Source organism: Acinetobacter sp. ANC 3832 (assembly GCF_002135415.1).
Taxonomy (GTDB): domain Bacteria; phylum Pseudomonadota; class Gammaproteobacteria; order Pseudomonadales; family Moraxellaceae; genus Acinetobacter.
On the sequence record NZ_NEGJ01000006.1, the window covers coordinates 150,040 to 166,234 of the forward strand.

Annotated in this window: 17 protein-coding genes; 5 read left to right on the forward strand and 12 right to left on the reverse strand. The window is 37.9% G+C overall.

The genetic code is table 11. The features are described 5' to 3' along the window. Window positions 1–2: 2 nt before the first annotated feature. The 7 genes from B9T35_RS10230 to B9T35_RS10260 form a co-directional block, all read right to left on the reverse strand. Entirely contained in the window at window positions 3–425 is a 423-nt protein-coding gene (locus tag B9T35_RS10230) for an ExbD/TolR family protein (protein ID WP_086191011.1), read from the reverse strand. Between the two features lie 17 nt (window positions 426–442). Beyond that, window positions 443–1,090 (reverse strand): MotA/TolQ/ExbB proton channel family protein, encoded by a 648-nt coding sequence (locus B9T35_RS10235; protein WP_086191012.1) that lies wholly within the window; start codon window positions 1,088–1,090, stop codon window positions 443–445. A gap of 35 nt (window positions 1,091–1,125) precedes the next feature. Then, window positions 1,126–2,013 (reverse strand): ParB/RepB/Spo0J family partition protein, encoded by an 888-nt coding sequence (locus B9T35_RS10240; protein WP_086191013.1) that lies wholly within the window; start codon window positions 2,011–2,013, stop codon window positions 1,126–1,128. Further along, on the reverse strand, window positions 2,010–2,792 hold the full coding sequence (locus tag B9T35_RS10245; RefSeq protein ID WP_086191014.1) for a ParA family protein: 783 nt from the start codon (window positions 2,790–2,792) through the stop codon (window positions 2,010–2,012). Before B9T35_RS10245 ends, B9T35_RS10240 begins: the two co-directional genes overlap by 4 nt. Before the next feature lie 24 nt (window positions 2,793–2,816). Then, the gene (rsmG, locus tag B9T35_RS10250; protein ID WP_086191015.1) at window positions 2,817–3,449 is read right to left on the reverse strand and encodes a 16S rRNA (guanine(527)-N(7))-methyltransferase RsmG; all 633 of its coding nucleotides are present in this window, start codon (window positions 3,447–3,449) and stop codon (window positions 2,817–2,819) included. An 86-nt stretch (window positions 3,450–3,535) separates the two neighbouring features. Further along, complete coding sequence (gene murU, locus B9T35_RS10255) at window positions 3,536–4,225, reverse strand: N-acetylmuramate alpha-1-phosphate uridylyltransferase MurU (RefSeq protein ID WP_086191016.1); 690 nt, start codon at window positions 4,223–4,225, stop codon at window positions 3,536–3,538. Next, a complete protein-coding gene (locus B9T35_RS10260; RefSeq protein WP_086191017.1) occupies window positions 4,225–5,238 on the reverse strand; it encodes an aminoglycoside phosphotransferase family protein in 1,014 nt (337 codons plus the stop codon). The genes murU and B9T35_RS10260 overlap by 1 nt, the downstream gene beginning before the upstream one ends. A 119-nt stretch (window positions 5,239–5,357) precedes the next feature. Between B9T35_RS10260 and B9T35_RS10265 the strand changes: the two genes are divergently transcribed. Together B9T35_RS10265 and B9T35_RS10270 are read left to right on the forward strand one after the other, a co-directional pair. Then, window positions 5,358–7,796 carry an LPS-assembly protein LptD gene (locus B9T35_RS10265; protein ID WP_086191090.1) on the forward strand — a complete coding sequence of 813 codons (2,439 nt, stop codon included), beginning with the start codon at window positions 5,358–5,360 and terminating at the stop codon, window positions 7,794–7,796. Continuing rightward, on the forward strand, window positions 7,796–9,115 hold the full coding sequence (locus tag B9T35_RS10270) for a peptidylprolyl isomerase (protein WP_086191018.1): 1,320 nt from the start codon (window positions 7,796–7,798) through the stop codon (window positions 9,113–9,115). Before B9T35_RS10265 ends, B9T35_RS10270 begins: the two co-directional genes overlap by 1 nt. 118 nt (window positions 9,116–9,233) lie before the next feature. Here B9T35_RS10270 and hfq read toward each other — a convergent pair whose 3' ends face one another. The 4 genes from hfq to tsaE form a co-directional block, all read right to left on the reverse strand. Then, window positions 9,234–9,770, reverse strand: coding sequence for an RNA chaperone Hfq (hfq, locus tag B9T35_RS10275; RefSeq protein WP_086191019.1), 537 nt, complete (start codon window positions 9,768–9,770; stop codon window positions 9,234–9,236). Between the two features lie 91 nt (window positions 9,771–9,861). Then, window positions 9,862–10,806, reverse strand: a complete 945-nt coding sequence (gene miaA, locus B9T35_RS10280; protein ID WP_086191020.1) for a tRNA (adenosine(37)-N6)-dimethylallyltransferase MiaA — start codon at window positions 10,804–10,806, stop codon at window positions 9,862–9,864. 6 nt (window positions 10,807–10,812) lie between these two features. After that, on the reverse strand, window positions 10,813–12,786 hold the full coding sequence (mutL, locus tag B9T35_RS10285) for a DNA mismatch repair endonuclease MutL (RefSeq protein WP_086191021.1): 1,974 nt from the start codon (window positions 12,784–12,786) through the stop codon (window positions 10,813–10,815). 44 nt (window positions 12,787–12,830) lie between these two features. After that, complete coding sequence (tsaE, locus tag B9T35_RS10290) at window positions 12,831–13,298, reverse strand: tRNA (adenosine(37)-N6)-threonylcarbamoyltransferase complex ATPase subunit type 1 TsaE (RefSeq protein WP_086191091.1); 468 nt, start codon at window positions 13,296–13,298, stop codon at window positions 12,831–12,833. A gap of 162 nt (window positions 13,299–13,460) precedes the next feature. Between tsaE and B9T35_RS10295 the strand changes: the two genes are divergently transcribed. The 3 genes from B9T35_RS10295 to B9T35_RS10305 all read left to right on the forward strand — a co-directional run bounded on the left by B9T35_RS10295 (window position 13,461) and on the right by B9T35_RS10305 (window position 15,334). Continuing rightward, window positions 13,461–14,375 carry a pseudouridine synthase gene (locus B9T35_RS10295; RefSeq protein ID WP_086191022.1) on the forward strand — a complete coding sequence of 305 codons (915 nt, stop codon included), beginning with the start codon at window positions 13,461–13,463 and terminating at the stop codon, window positions 14,373–14,375. Window positions 14,376–14,482: 107 nt separating this feature from the next. After that, window positions 14,483–14,794, forward strand: a complete 312-nt coding sequence (locus B9T35_RS10300) for a type II toxin-antitoxin system RelB/DinJ family antitoxin (RefSeq protein WP_086191023.1) — start codon at window positions 14,483–14,485, stop codon at window positions 14,792–14,794. 96 nt (window positions 14,795–14,890) lie between these two features. Continuing rightward, window positions 14,891–15,334 (forward strand): GNAT family N-acetyltransferase, encoded by a 444-nt coding sequence (locus tag B9T35_RS10305; RefSeq protein ID WP_086191024.1) that lies wholly within the window; start codon window positions 14,891–14,893, stop codon window positions 15,332–15,334. A 25-nt stretch (window positions 15,335–15,359) separates the two neighbouring features. On the opposite strand, the gene B9T35_RS10310 is transcribed toward B9T35_RS10305, so the two are convergent. Further along, on the reverse strand, window positions 15,360–16,085 hold the full coding sequence (locus B9T35_RS10310; RefSeq protein WP_086191025.1) for a pseudouridine synthase: 726 nt from the start codon (window positions 16,083–16,085) through the stop codon (window positions 15,360–15,362). Between the last annotated feature and the right edge of the window lie 110 nt (window positions 16,086–16,195).

Here is a 16,195-nt window from a genome sequence, read left to right on the forward strand (position 1 = left end):
GATTAATAACCTCGGGAAGGAACTTTAGTACTGATATTGATATTCACGAATCCAAGCTGACCCGCAACATCCATGACACGAATCACATCTTGATGCGTTGCTTTTGCATCTGCCGCAATCACAAACATTAAATCACGACGATCACTGGCTGTTTGCTTAACGGCATTGCTTAAATCAGCCATATCTTTACTGGATAAAGCCTGACCATTAACAGCATAGTGACCTGTAGAGTCTACCATGACTTCAATTTTGTGATCGTAATCTTTTGGTGGCACGCCTTGCGCATCAGGCAAAGATATATTAATTCGGCTTTGCTGATTAAACGTGGTGGTCAACAATAAAATCACCAAGATAAACAATAAGCAATCAATCATGGGGGTTAAATTGATATGGATATCTTCAACAGTCGATCTTTTAAATTTCATGAAAGTGTTCCTTATCCTTAGCCCACTTTTCTTTGATCAGCCTTTTCAACCAAATCACGATGCTTTTGATAAAACAAAGCAGCATGAAATAAAGTCGACTGCTGTTCTAATTCAGCAACATATTCACTGACCAAACGCTGAAAATAACGATAGGCAAATAATGCCGGAATTGCGATCACCATACCTGCCGCTGTAGTGATTAAAGCTTTAGAAATACCTGGAATCATCATAGTTGGATTGGCATTTGAACCTAAATCAATCACTAAAAATGACTCAATAATCCCAATCACTGTACCCAACAAGCCAAGCAGTGGTGCAACAGCACTCAAAGTACCTAGAAAGTTAATATTCTTTTCTAAGAAACCAATTTCACGGGATGCAACTGCTTCCATCTGCGCCCGCGCAAAAGTATCACCTTTATGATAAGTTTCTACACCTGCGCTTAAGATACGACCCAAACTGGTTGCTCTCGCAACTTTACTTTCTTCCAAAGTATCTAGAACACTATCTAAAGTATTATTTTTGTGCAACAACGTCAAAGATGAAGGAATCACCATAGAACGCTTTAAACGTATAAAACGCTCTATAGAAATTGCTACCGTAAAAATCGAACACAACACCAGTGGCAGCATGAGCCAGCCACCTGCTTTCACTAATTCCCACATCTTTTATTCCCCAATCAGTTAAATGTTATATATTTTTATTCAGACAGACAGATATTTAAAATCCCATCCAACTCATCCAATGAGTTATAGCTGATTACCAGCTTTCCTTTACCTTGCTTATTATAATCAATTTTCACACTTGCACTAAAACGCTCAGCAAGCTTTTGCGTCAATTGCGCTACATCTGGAACCGTTGCTACTTTAGACTTTTCTTGCTTTGGCGTATTCCAATCACGAACCAATTGTTCGGTTTGACGCACAGAGAGGTTTTTTTCAATTACAATCTTTGCAATTTGCATTTGGTCTTTGGCTTTCAAAGTCAAAATGGCACGTGCGTGTCCCATATCTAACTGACCTTGTTGCATAAAATCCTTAATTTCATCAGCAAGACTTAAAAGACGCAATAAATTACTAACTGTTGTACGTGCTTTACCAACCGTATCTGCAATTTCTTGATGGCTTAATCCAAACTCTTCATGGAAGCGCTGTAAAGCTAAAGCTTGATCAATTGGATTTAAATCTTGACGCTGAATATTCTCAATCAACGCAAGTGCAATCGCCACTTGATCGGTTAAGTCACGAACAATTGCGGGAATTTCGGTTAAACCTGCAAGTTTTGCTGCTCTCCAACGACGCTCACCTGCAATAATTTCATAAGCGCATTCTTCATCGTCAATTGGACGAATCACAATTGGTTGCATTACACCATGCTTCTGAATCGAAGCAGCAAGCTCTTGCAAATCTTGCTCATCAATAAAACGACGAGGTTGATACGCCCCCCGTTTTAACTGATTAACATCAATCTGCTTTAACTGACCATGATCCAATGCTTGCACTTCAAGCTGTAATTTTTCTTTTTGGATTGAACCTAACAATGCATCTAAACCACGACCTTTTGCCAATCCGCGTTTTTTTACGGTCATGCTTTGCTTCCTTTTTTCACTTTACTTTTTTTCAACATTTCAGCCGCAAAATTTAGATAAGAAATTGCGCCTTTTGAGTTTTTCTCAAAATAAATAATTGGTAGACCATGTGCAGGTGCTTCAGCCAAACGAACATTACGTGGAATAACAGTTTCGTACAGTTTTTTTCCAAAATATTGTTCAAGCTCTTCTGAAACATCACGTGTTAGAGCATTTCGCGCATCATACATGGTGCGTAACACGCCAACAATTTCCAACTCTGGATTTAAGGCTTGTTGAATTTTATCAATTGTTTGCGTTAAATCCGCCAAACCTTCCAAAGCATAATATTCACATTGCATTGGAATCAGTACACCATCAACAGCGGTCAAAGCATTCACTGTAATTAAACTTAAGCTTGGTGCACAATCGACAATAATATAATCAAAATTTTCTTCAACTTCACGTAATGCTTTACGAAGAATATATTCACGACCTTCTTGATCTGCAATTGCAAGTTCAACACCCGCCAAATCACGATTTGATCCGAGAACTTTATATCCAACCTCAGATTTAGTAATCGCCGTTTCAATCGGAACTTCGCCCAATAAAACATCCGTTACCGAATACAATAAATCATTTTTTTGAATACCTGATCCCATTGTGGCATTGCCTTGGGAATCCATATCCACCAAAAGAACACGTTTCTTTAAGACTGCTAAAGAGGCAGCTAAATTCACAGCTGTTGTGGTTTTACCTACGCCACCTTTCTGGTTCGCAATAGCAATAATTTGAGCCATAGTAACCCCAATCCTGAGTATGTTTTAAATTTGCTTTAATAAAAGTAAATGTCGTTGTTCATCTAAACGTGGAACATGTAGTTCAATAATGTCACATGAGAATTGATTTTTAATAACTTCAATTTCATCAGTTGGAACCAAACCTTTCATAGACGCAATAATACTGCTCGAATGCATATAAGGTTTTGAGGCCGCGACAAAATCTGTCAAAGAAGCAAATGCACGACTCGTAATGACATCAAACTGTCCGAGTTCATGAATACTGTCTTCATTCTCAACACGCGTTTGTACTGCAATAACATTTTTTAGTTTTAAATCTGCAATAAACTGCTTTAAGAAACGGATTTTCTTACCATTTGAATCGAGTAACACACAATCACGATCTGGCTGGCACAATGCAATAATCATCCCAGGCATACCTCCACCTGTTCCGATATCAAGCAAACGACCTTGTGGTAAGTCTTTTAAAATACTCAGGCTATCCAATAAATGTTTCACCAACATTTCTTTTGGATCACGTATCGCAGTTAAATTGTAGGCTTTGTTCCAAAGCACCAATGAATCTTGGTACTTCAGCAACAATTCCAATGTCTCTTCACTCAGATCAAGTCCAAGTTTTTGACTACCCAGCTGTAACTCTTGGAAAAATGGATGCATAAACAAATGACATCTCAAAAAAATTAGATAGAAGTATACCGATTTCTAGACCGTGGAACAGTAGTTAACGATTAGTGATTACACAGTTAATCGTATATACCCTGTCGAATCTGCAAATCTAAACTGCTTAAGCGCTCTGGTGTACCAACATCTACCCATACAGCCTGCATTTTTTCAGCAGAAATACGCCCATCTATCATGGCTTGTTTTAATAAAGGTGCCAGTGGACGCTTCCCAGCTTCCAAACCATCAAACATTTGAGGATTTAAAACAGCCACACCACTATAGGTTAAGTTGTCACCTTGTTGTTCTTGCTCAAAAGTATAAGCACGACTTTCTGCCAAGGTAAAATCACCCTTTGGATGTTGTTCCGGATTGGTTACAAAAACTAAATGTGCCAAATCATTTCCAAGATTCACATTCAATAATGATGCAAAATCAAAGGTTGTCCAAACATCACCATTCACCAAGATAAAAGGCTCTGTTCCTAAAAGTGGTAAGGCATTGATGATTCCACCTGCGGTTTCTAGACCTTGATCTTCACGTGTCCATAAAATATTGACACCAAATTGAGAACCATCGCCCAATGTTCCGATCAAAATATCAGCCAACCATGCAGAGTTGATGACGATATCAGTTACACCAATTTTTTTAAGCTTTTCGATATGCCAAACAATCAGTGCTTTACCACCCACTTCAAGCAAGGGTTTAGGCTTATACAACGTTAAAGGTCGCATCCGATTGCCTAAACCTGCAGCTAGAATCATCGCTTTCATTATGCAACAACCTCATATTTGCCATATTTATTTTCGAATTTCGGCATCACCTTATCCTGAATAAACTGCATAAATGGTTGTAATTCTGCATAAGTTTTACTTTCTTCAAGTAAATACCACATCACACGCGGTAAATCTTTTAAGTAACCTGATTTACCATCACGCTCAAACAAGCGCACGAAAATACCTAAAATTTTAATGTGACGTTGAATTGCCATTAAATCGGCATCTTGCTTAAACTGCTCAAAATCACGATTTTGTTTTGCAGTTTCTGGAAGCATGTCATAAAACACTTTAAACCATGCATAAACACGCTCAGGATTCCATTGCACATAGGCATCACGCGTGATCGAGATCAAATCATATGTATCAGCACCAATCACAGCATCCTGAAAGTCAATCACACCTTGCGCAACTTCATCTTTCAAAATCATCAAATTACGACTATGAAAATCACGATGCACAATCACTTGAGGCTGAGCCAAAGCTGCATTTGCTAAAATTGCAAAAGTTTGCTTAATCAGCCCTAGCTCATCACGAGTTGGCTGAATGTTTAATGAAGGCAATAACCAATCGGTTAAAAGCTCCATTTCACTAATCAATTTTTCATAAGCATATTCAGGAAAATGATTGATTCCATCTATAGATTGCAATTGGATCAGCTGCTTAAAGCTCTGCTCATAATGTGCATCCACTGTTTCATCATTCAATAAACTCGAAAGTAAAACATCACCAAAGTCTTCTAGTAACAAGAAGCCTTGTTGCAAATCTTTGGCAATAATATGTGGAACACGTACACCATGCTGATCAAAGAATTCATCAATTGTCACAAAAGGCCCACAATCTTCTTTTTCAGGAGGTGCATCCATGAGCATAAATGTTTTATTATTCAATTGAATTCGTGCATAACGACGGAAGCTCGCATCGCCTGCTAAAAAATTGATCTGAAACTGATTTGAATCAAGTACAGATGTAACCCATGTTTGTATTAATTGTTCACGTTGTGTATTCATTTGCAATAAAATCTAGTACAGGCTGAATTTTTGAAGCCCTAAGTGTAGCTACTTATCAACTTTTTCTCTATGATGCGAGAATAATTAATTGCGATTTGCATACTTGGTTAATGAAACAAATGAAGCATCAGTTTAAATTTAATCCTTTGGCGACTGCTATTTTGACCCTTCTTTGCGGAAGCAGTGTATCAAGCTATGCCGAATCGACGGAAAGCATCTCTACCACTGATAATAAGCAACTGAATGCTGCAATTAAAGAAAGCTTTCCAGGTCAAAATTTCTTTGAGCAATATTATGTTGATAAACATTCTGCTCAAGCTCAAGTCCGCGACACCAATACCCTGAGCAATCATTTTTGTGAAGGTATATGGATTACACCTTTTGATAGTCAAACCAAAGCGACTGCTGCTGAAGATGGTAGCTCTGTAATTACCGCAGATAATGGTTATTACAATCCAAATGGCGACTCGATATTGTCAGGTGATGTGGTAATTGACCAACAAGGTCGAATGATTCGCGCTGATGAAGTGACCATTGATCAAACACAAACTTTTGCCAAAGCAAAAGGCAATGTACAAATGGCACAAGGCGGTTTAATCGCCCAAAGTGATCAAATTAATTACAATTTAAAAGATGAAACTGGCGAATTAAATAATAGCTTCTACATTGCTGAAGCGACCCATGCACATGGTCATGCCAACAAAATAAGTAGAACCTCACCCAATGTTGTTGTACTTGAAGATGCGACTTATACCACTTGTCCTCCTGATGAAACACCAACTTGGAAACTGCAAGCAAAAAGCATTGAACTAAATCAAGATACAGGTCGTGGAGTTACACGCAACACCAAGCTTTATATTAAAGACACCCCTGTATTGGCTGTACCTTACTTCAACTTCCCAATTGATGATCGTAGAACCACAGGGATTTTAAATCCAAACTTTGGTTTTTCTAATGATGGTGGATTTGAGCTTTCAGTTCCTGTTTACCTTAACCTAGCACCGAATTACGATGCGACGGTTACACCACGTCTTATCACAGATCGTGGACTGTTAGCACAAGGCGAATTTCGCTATCTAACTCAAAATTTTGGTGATGGTAGTATTTGGGGAAGTTACTTACCTTCAGATCGTAAATATGACGATCAAGATCGTAAAGACCTACATCTATTACATAATTGGCAAATTGACAAACAATGGTCAACTAACCTTGAATACAACTATGTATCTGATAAAGATTTCTTCTCAGATCTAGATAATAGTCCAAGTACACGTACCGAGCTAAATCAACGTCGTGCTTGGGAACTCAATTATAGTCATGGAATTCCAGGGCTGAGTGCACAATTCAAGGTTGAAGATTTCCAAACACTGGATAAAACAATTCCAGATGTAGATAAACCCTATGCTCGTTTACCACAGCTATTAATTAACTATGTCGGTGGTAATCCGCAAGGGTTAGAGTTTGAAATTAATAGTGATAGTGCTTATTTTAAGAAAAATATTAATGATTTTGAAAATCAAGCACAACCGAATGGTACGCGCCTCTACAACCAATTTGCGACACGCTATAATTTCCGTAATCCTTGGGCTTTTGCTATCCCAGAAGTTTCTGTTCGTAGCTTAAATACATTTTACGATCAAGAAACACGAGACAATACAAACTTTAGTTCTGACTCAAAGAATAAGTCGGTTGTTGTCCCCCAGTTCACTTTAGATACTGGGCTGACTTTTGAAAAAGAAGGTAAGTTTTTACAAACCATAACACCGCGCGCATTTTATGCTTATGCACCATATGAAAACCAAAGTGGCTATCCAAACTTTGATACCACCACTGCATCAATTAGTTATGATCAATTATTTAACCCCTACCGCTTCTATGGTCATGACCGCTTAGATGATAATAACTTCCTCTCTTTAGGCGTTAGCTACAGCTTATTTGATACCGTCGGCTTAGAACGCTTACGTGCTGGTATTGGTCAAAGTTATTATTTTGATGATCGTCGCGTTAATCTGAACAAGACCGATGAAATTGATACTGCTAGAAATACGGGTCCAGTAATTAGCCTTTCAAGTCAATTGTCACAAAATTTCACAATTGGTGCTAACTCAGCTTGGATGTCAAATGGCGATAACGCTCAGCGTGATTTCCAACTGTATTACACAGGTGAAAAAGGCAATCTTTATAACGTTGGTTATTTCTATCGAGATAATCTTCCTGACCGCCAAGAAGCGTATGATCAAGCCGTTGCATCATTTATACAGCCTGTAAAAGACAATTGGCGCATCATGGGTCATGTCCAATATGATCTAGATAACCAAGTTGCACGCGAATATTTATTAGGTGTGAACTATGAATCATGTTGTTGGGGCGTTTCTGTCTACGGTCGTTCTTATTATAATGACTTAGACAATGTGAACGATCCTGGTGTAAAACCTAAGCGTGCAGTAATGGCTGAATTCACTTTAAAAGGATTAGGTGGATTAAATAACAAACTAAGTTCATTACTCGAAAACCGCATCTTAGGCTTCGATAAAGTTAATCAATCTTGGACACATTAATGAAGATGAAAAATTTAAAACAACTTTTTAAAGCGACAGCACTCACATTAGCTCTTTCTGCTTCGTTACCATCATTCGCTGAAACTACAGACCAAGTCGTAGCTGTTGTTGGTAATAGTGCAATTTTAAAAAGTGATTTAGATCAAGGTGTAGCTGAAGCAACGCACCAACTTCAAGCACAAAAAAAACAAGTTCCACCACAGCAGTTTTTAGAAAGACAAGTTTTAAATCAACTTATTTTACAAAATGCGCAACTTGAACAAGTCAAACGCTATGGCTTAAAAGTTGATGAAAAAACCTTGAATGATGCAGTATTAAAAGTTGCGAGCCAATCAGGTTCGAAAAGTCTAGAAGCTTTTCAACAGAAATTAGATGCTGTTGCACCGGGTACATATGAAACATTGCGTAATCGTATTTCAGATGATTTACAGATTCAACGACTTCGCCAACAACAAGTGATGTCACGGATTAAAATTAGCGACCAAGATGTTGAAAATTTCCTAAAATCACCTGAAGGTCAAGCTTCCGTTGGTAGCCAAGCCCATGTCATACACATGCGCATTTCAGGTGATGCTTCGCCTGCTGAATTAAATAAAACAGCACAAGCGATTAAAAAAGACCTCACCTCAAACAATGACGTTAAAGCTTTAGAAAAGAAATATTCATCAGTTTCAATTAAAGTTGAAGGCGCAGACATGGGGTTCCGTCCACTTTCAGATATCCCAGCTGAACTTGCAGCACGTGTAAGTGTACTAAACGAAGGACAAACAACTGATTTAATCCCTGTAGCGGATGGTATCCACGTTCTTAAACTGATTGAACGTAAAGGCAATGAACAAAAAGCTTTAGTCCCTCAATATAATACTCGCCATATTCTGATTAAAACATCTGAAGTTGTCAGCCCTGAAAATGCGAAGCAAACGATTGATAGCATCTATAATCGTATTAAAGCAGGTGAAGACTTCAGTACGCTTGCTTCAACTTATTCAAATGATCCAGGTTCAGCACGTGATGGCGGAAGCTTAGGCTGGGTTAGTCCAGGCATGATGGTTCCTGAATTTGATAAAGTCATGCAAAGTGCTACAGTTGACCAAGTGAGTGCTCCTTTCGAAACACAATTTGGTTGGCATATTCTGCAAGTCACAGGTAAACGTCAACAAGATATGACCAAAGAATACCAACAACGCATGGCACGTCAGATTTTGGGTGAACGTCAATTTGACTCAGAACTGGATAGCTGGTTAAGAGAATTACGTGCCAGTACTTATGTTGAAATTAAAGATCCTCGATTAGACAACAAAGCACCTACAACGAATTAAACCTATAGACAAATAAAAAAGCCTCATCATCATGATGAGGCTTTTTTATTATAATTACTTTAAAATCCAATAATTAATCAAAAAAAAGACGCCTAAACGGCGTCTTTTTTATCTCAAATTAACGATTATTTTCGTCTTCTTGAGAATCTTCAAATTTAGTTTCAGCTTCAAAACCTGTATTTGATTGACCGCCGAAGCCGCCTTGACCACCGAAGCCGCCGCCTTGACCACCGAAGCCGCCACCTTGACCGCCGAAGCCGCCTTGACCACCGAAGCCACCTTGSCTCCCAAAACCACCGCCTTGACCGCCAAAACCACCTTGACCACCGAAGCCGCCTTGTTGACCGCCACCGAAGCCGCCTTGTTGACCGCCACCGAAGCCACCTTGTTGACCGCCACCGAAGCTACCAGGAGCACCAGCAGGAGCACCAGCAGGAGCACCAGCAGGACGTGGGTTACGTGCAGGTACTACAGTCGAAATAGCATGCTTATAAACCATTTGGCTTACTGTATTTTTTAATAAAACAACATATTGGTCAAAAGATTCAATATGACCTTGCAATTTAATACCGTTTACTAAAAAGATAGAAACAGGAATGCGTTCTTTACGGAGAGAATTTAAGAACGGATCTTGTAAAGTTTGACCTTTAGACATTTTATACTCCAAAAAAATTTAAAATCAGCGCAAAAACTATCTTTGATTTTTCAATTAAAAATTATAAAAAAGATAGTGTGTAAATTTTGCTTTATCCATATAAGTTTCGCAAGTCTTCTTGAGCCTGCTTTATTGTCAAATAAGTTTTAAATTGGTGTGTTTCTTGCAAAGAACGTAACCAAGTGTATTGACGTTTTGCCAATTGTCGTGTCGCAAATAAAGACTTATCCTCCATTTCTTGTTTACTTTTATGACATACATCACTATTTTTAAGAAAATCTAAAGCTTGGCGATATCCCACTGATCGAGCAGCGGGTAAATTTTCATTGAGATCGTATTTTTTCATAAGAAACTCGACCTCATTTAAAAATCCGATTTCCCACATTTTTTTTAGTCTTAACTCAATCCTTTGATGTAATTGTACACGGTCAGGCATCAAGGCGTAGTTATGAAAACTGTAACGATATGCAACATTTTTAGGTTGTTCTGCTTGTAATTTTGTAATTGGCTGTCCAGTAATTTTAAAGACCTCTAAAGCACGAATAATTCTCTGCTTATCGCTGACTTTAAACTTTTCACCAGCTAAAGGATCGACCATTTTCAATTCTTGATAAACGGCATCCCAACCTTGATTATCAGCTTTAGCTTCAATTTCAGCACGAATTGCTGGATCAGCACTCGGTAGATTATCTGATAATCCTTCAAGTAAAGACTTAAAATATAGCATCGTTCCACCAACCAAAATCGGTGTTTTCCCGCGTTGATGAATATCATCAATTAAAACACACGCATCTTCAACAAATTGTGCTGCCGAATAAACTTCCAAAGGCGTAATAATATCGATTAAATGGTGCGGATATTGCGCCTGCTCCTCTTTGGTCGGTTTAGCTGTACCAATATCCATATCTTTATAAACAAGCGCAGAATCGACTGAAATAAGCTCAAAACCACCTCGTTCATATAACTCACATGCCAAAGCCGTTTTCCCACTTGCCGTAGGCCCCATTAAATTGATGACGGGCAATTGATTTGACATGTACAGCTACTCTCCTCGAGCAAATAATTTATCTAATTGAGCCAATGGAAATGCACGCCATGTTGGACGACCATGATTACATTGACTCGCAAATTCGGTTTGTTCCATTTGGCGCAATAAAGCATTCATTTCAGATAAGCTCAGCATGCGATGCGCACGAACTGCTCCATGACATGCCATGCCTGCTAAAATTTGATCACGCTTTTGTTGCAAAGCTTGAGCTTCATCATTTGGATCAAGATCATTCAGCAATTCAGGAACCAAAGCACTAAAATCTGCTTTGTGTAAAATGGCAGGCACACCGCGTACAATCACTTGATCATCGCCATATTGATCAATGTCCAAACCTAAACGTTCTAATTGTGGTTTAAGTTCATCAATACGCATAGCTTGCATACGCGTAATAGAAATGACTTTTGGAATAAGCAATTGCTGAGACATCCAAAATTCAGGTTTATCCCATGCCATTTTCATTTGCTGTAATAAAATACGTTCATGAGCAGCATGCATATCTACAATAATTAAGCCTTCAGTATTCTGTGCAAGAATATAAATGCCATGTAATTGTGCGATTGCAATGCCAAGCGGAAACTCATCCACTTTGCTCGGTGCAGACTCAAATTGACCATCTACATTTGCAGTATTTTCATCAGTAGATTGTTCTCTTAAAGGTGCTAAGTAGCTCTTTAATGCGTTATTGAGTTGTTGTGTACCTGAATAAGGTGTTTGAGGTTGATATGCAACGCTTTGTGGTCGATTAGAACTAAAATCTGTGAGTGTATTTTCTATATTTAAAGATACTTCTGCATTGCTTAGGCTATTTACATTTTGTAGGTGTTGATTATTTGCATCACGATGTAACTGAAATTGTTCCTGATAACGAGGCTGTGGCTGATTCAACACATTCTCTGCTTCATTCTGTTTCATTGCCGAAGACAAATCAGCCATTGCAGTCTGAAACTGAGATAAAACTGATTTGGCATAATGGCGTACAAATTCATGTACTTCGCGTTGATTTAAAAAACGAATTTCATGCTTAGTCGGATGCACATTCACATCGATATTTTCAGGATCAACTTCTAAAAATAGCAAATAACCTGCATGTTGATGTCCATGCAAAATCCCATCATAAGCCATGCGTAAGGCATGTGAGATGGTTTTATCTTTTACAATACGACCATTCACATAGACATACTGCAAATCCGCCTGCGCTCTAGCATCAGAAGGATGTCCAAGCCAACCAGATAAACGCATATGAATACTGTCCGCATCCATCCAATAAGCATTTTCTGTGAATGGACGACCCAACAGTTGTTGGACTCGTTGAAAACGCAACTCACCACTATCTGCAATGGGTAAATTCAAACGAATATTATCGTTATGTTCTAACACAAAACGGATATCAAAATGAGTTAATGCCATACGGCGTACAATTTCTTCAATATGCCCGTATTCTGTGGTGGGTTTTTTTAAAAATTTACGTCGTGCAGGTACATTAAAGAATAAATCTTGAATGCGAATATGTGTGCCTTGCTGAGAAGCAACTGCTTGAATATCTTGATGATCAAATGCAGTTCCATTGACTTCCAGTTGATAGCCCACACCTGAATCATCTTGACTACTGGTTAAAGTTAATCGTGAAACAGCAGCAATCGATGCCAAAGCCTCTCCACGAAACCCTAGACTCATGATCGCTTGTAAATCTTCCGCTGTTTGAATTTTACTGGTCGCATGTCGGGTCACAGAGAGAGCTAAATCATCTGGATGGATTCCTCGCCCATTATCAATGATTTCAATGAGTGTACTACCACCCTGTGCCACACGAATGATCAGTTCAGTTGCACCTGCATCAATTGAATTTTCAAGTAATTCTTTCACCACAGATGATGGGCGTTCAATCACCTCACCCGCAGCAATTTGATTGGCTAATGCAGGATTTAAAGTCTGAATGCGTCTTAAACTGATTTCTTCACGTTGCATTGGATAACCTGTGTTTTATGCGTAATAACAGCAAATATCATGCTTTAAACTGATTTTTGTAGCGATTGTAATAGAGCTTTTGAATGAAAATTTAATGTCACTTCACGTACTGTTTCATCATCCGACTTTTGAATATCAATAATGCAATCGGCTTGCGGAATCTCATCTCCACCTTTTGATGGCCACTCAAATAAAAAGAGTGCATCAGACACATCTAAATAATCACGAATCCCCATAAGTTCAAGCTCATAAGGATCATTCAGGCGATAAAGATCAAAATGGAAGACGTCTCGACCTGAAATATGATAAGGCTCGACCAATGTATAAGTTGGACTTTTTACAGCCCCTTGATGTCCTAAACTTTGCAACCAATAACGCGTTAAGGTAGTTTTTCCTGCACCAAGATCGCCAATCAAATAAATCACACCTTGAGTCATATTTTGCGCTAATTTTTGCGCTAATTTTTGCGTATCTTGTTCATTGCTCAGACTGAATTTAAATGAATATTGCATGGCGCTCACAACTTGACTCACAACATGATTAAAACAAGGCATTATGATAACATTGCATGTCTGCAAAACCTATGTTGCTTTGTGATGAATATGCGTCATCTGCCTATTTTTTGCAGTTGTATTTTCTTGCCTTCTTTTTAAATTAAGCTGATTCACTTCTCAATGAACCATTCAAAAATTGCACCTGAATACCAACCCTCGATGATTAATGGTGTTACAGCCAGTAAAGTCTTTTTACCCAATGAAAATACTGATCAGACTGTATTTGAATATTTATGTGTGCATTTTGCACATATTAAAAACAATGAATGGCAACAGCGTTTTCAAGATCAACTGATTATTGATATGCAAGGTCAAGCACTGACCATGACATCAGCGTATCAAGCCAATACCCATATTTATTACTATCGTTTTCTAGAAAATGAAATTCATGTACCATTTTATGAAAAGATAATTTTTGAAAATGCTGATTTATTGGTTGTAGATAAACCACACTTTCTCACCATGAGTCCAACAGGACAATATGTGCAAGAAACCTTACTGGTTCGCCTTAAAAAAACCACGCAAAATGTAGACTTAACCCCTATTCATCGCTTAGACCGAGAAACAGCAGGTGTAGTTTTATTCTCAAAGCGGCCTGAGACTCGTGGCATTTATCAACAAATGTTTGCTGAGCGTAAAGTCCAAAAAACTTATCATGCGATTGCTCCATTTCGTAAAGATTTAGATTTCCCACAATTTGTACATTTAAGAATGGAAAAGGGACAACCTTTTTACACCATGTCTGTTGTAGACGGCGAAAAAAATAGCAGTACTGAAATAGCGCTTTTAGAACATAATGATCAATGGGCTAAATACTGTCTTAAACCTCAGACAGGGAAACAACACCAACTACGCGTGCATCTCAATTATTTGAATATTCCAATTAAAAATGACCCTTTCTATCCACATGTCATACATAAAAAAGACAATGACTTTTCAATGCCCTTACAGCTACTTGCCAAAGAAATTTGCTTCATTGATCCTGTTACTTTAGTTGAAATGTGCTTTTGTTCAGACAATGTATTAACACTATAATTTCATTGTAATGACAAAAACTTTACTTTTTATCGATTAAAGATTGAAATTACAATTAGTTCGATTAAAATAACTGCTCAAACTATAAGGTTGTTTGGTTTAAATTCATGAGAAAAACAGAAGTTTATCAAGTCAGACTTGACTCACAAGAAAAGAAACAAGCGTTTGCTGTTTTCAAGCAATTGGGGATTACACCTGCTCAAGCGGTTCGTCTTTTTTTCAAACAAGTGGTACTCACGAAGTCCATTCCTTTTGCGATTGAAAATCAAAGCATTAACATTGAGCAATTACTCAAGCTTAGAAAACTAAAGCAAGAACAACAAAATACTCCCCTATCCGATGCACAAACTGATTTATCTGATGATGATGATATTTTTGCAGAATTGAATGCCATCTTAGGAGAAAGTGACAAAACTTAACAGTGACGCATTTTCAAACAATATTTTTACTATAGTTTTGATTTTTTTAGTTATGCTCACTTGCACAGCCAATAATAATTGCAAGGAGTTTTAACGATGATTGTCCGTCGCGCTACTTTTGAAGACCTGCATCAACTTGCTATTTTATTTGATGAGTATCGCCAATTTTATGGCTCATCTTCTAACATTAAAGAATCTTTCTCTTTTTTAAAGCAACGTTTTGAAAATAAAGAAAGTGTCATTTTTATTCATATTAAAGATGATGTGATTACAGGTTTTGTACTGCTTTATTTAGGTTTTTCTTCACTTGCATGTTCAATTTATTATATTTTAGATGATGTCTACGTTACACCTACATACCGCAGACAAGGTTCAGCCAAACAATTGATTGATACAGCTATCCTCTTTGCACGACATGAAAATGCGTTAAGAATTAGTTTAGAAACTCAAAAAAGCAATTATCAGTCACATCAACTTTATGAACAAATGGGCTTCGTTAAAGATGATGCATTTCAGACCTATCACTGCTTCCTCAAATAACGATCAAGCAAATAGTGACGACCATTTAAATTGAAGCGAACGCGATATTTGGCATATTTTTGGCTGCCATAATTTGAGCTTCATTTAAATAGATCCACTCACCTTCAGCTAGTTCAGTTAATGCCAATTGCCCGACTTGTTGACGATGTAAAGTTTCAACTTTATTTCCAACCGCAGCTAGCATCCTTTTAACTTGATGATATACGCCTTGGTGAATCGCCATACTTAATTCATGTTCAGCCAAACGTGTGACATCAGTCGCAGCAAAAGTACCCGTTTCATTTCTCAACTCCACCCCTTGTTCGAGTTGTTGGAGTTGCTCATCACGGATTGGATCAGCGGTTTGCATTCGATAAACTTTTGGCACATGTTTTTTCGGATGTGTTAACGCTTGTAGAAATTGCCCATCATCTGTAAGCAATAACAAACCTGTCGTATCTTGGTCTAAACGACCTACACATTGAATGCCACGATTCATAAGAATGTCATCAAAAAAATCAAATACACTAAAATGATGTGTTGCTTGATGTGAGCACTCATAGTTTTGAGGTTTATTTAAAGCAATATAGACTTTTTCTCGATACTGATAATCTTGACCATGTACTGAAAATTGTAATTGTTGAAGATCGAGTTTTAATTTTGCTGAATCAACGATTTCACCATTAATGGCAACTGCACCACTTTTAATTAATTGCTGACAATGTTTTCGTGAGCCAAAGCCCTGTGATTGCAACATTTTCTCAACAAACATGATCTATATCATCCAAACGCTAAAGCAAAAGGAATTCTAACTGAAATCAGTCTAAATTTCTTTGAGGCTGATTTTATTGTTGCACTCATTTCCTACATACACTTAGTTCG

Bases quoted from the DNA above. Each gene is read 5' to 3' on its own strand.
- B9T35_RS10230 (WP_086191011.1), bottom strand. From the start codon at position 425: ATGAAATTTAAAAGATCGACTGTTGAAGATATCCATATCAATTTAACC.
- B9T35_RS10265 (WP_086191090.1), top strand. From the start codon at position 5,358: ATGAAGCATCAGTTTAAATTTAATCCTTTGGCGACTGCTATTTTGACC.
- B9T35_RS10235 (WP_086191012.1), bottom strand. From the start codon at position 1,090: ATGTGGGAATTAGTGAAAGCAGGTGGCTGGCTCATGCTGCCACTGGTG.
- B9T35_RS10300 (WP_086191023.1), top strand. From the start codon at position 14,483: ATGAGAAAAACAGAAGTTTATCAAGTCAGACTTGACTCACAAGAAAAG.
- B9T35_RS10310 (WP_086191025.1), bottom strand. From the start codon at position 16,085: ATGTTTGTTGAGAAAATGTTGCAATCACAGGGCTTTGGCTCACGAAAA.
- B9T35_RS10295 (WP_086191022.1), top strand. From the start codon at position 13,461: ATGAACCATTCAAAAATTGCACCTGAATACCAACCCTCGATGATTAAT.
- B9T35_RS10260 (WP_086191017.1), bottom strand. From the start codon at position 5,238: ATGAATACACAACGTGAACAATTAATACAAACATGGGTTACATCTGTA.
- B9T35_RS10245 (WP_086191014.1), bottom strand. From the start codon at position 2,792: ATGGCTCAAATTATTGCTATTGCGAACCAGAAAGGTGGCGTAGGTAAA.
- miaA (WP_086191020.1), bottom strand. From the start codon at position 10,806: ATGTCAAATCAATTGCCCGTCATCAATTTAATGGGGCCTACGGCAAGT.
- B9T35_RS10240 (WP_086191013.1), bottom strand. From the start codon at position 2,013: ATGACCGTAAAAAAACGCGGATTGGCAAAAGGTCGTGGTTTAGATGCA.
- B9T35_RS10305 (WP_086191024.1), top strand. From the start codon at position 14,891: ATGATTGTCCGTCGCGCTACTTTTGAAGACCTGCATCAACTTGCTATT.
- B9T35_RS10270 (WP_086191018.1), top strand. From the start codon at position 7,796: ATGAAGATGAAAAATTTAAAACAACTTTTTAAAGCGACAGCACTCACA.
- murU (WP_086191016.1), bottom strand. From the start codon at position 4,225: ATGAAAGCGATGATTCTAGCTGCAGGTTTAGGCAATCGGATGCGACCT.
- tsaE (WP_086191091.1), bottom strand. From the start codon at position 13,298: ATGCAATATTCATTTAAATTCAGTCTGAGCAATGAACAAGATACGCAA.
- rsmG (WP_086191015.1), bottom strand. From the start codon at position 3,449: ATGCATCCATTTTTCCAAGAGTTACAGCTGGGTAGTCAAAAACTTGGA.
- mutL (WP_086191021.1), bottom strand. From the start codon at position 12,786: ATGCAACGTGAAGAAATCAGTTTAAGACGCATTCAGACTTTAAATCCT.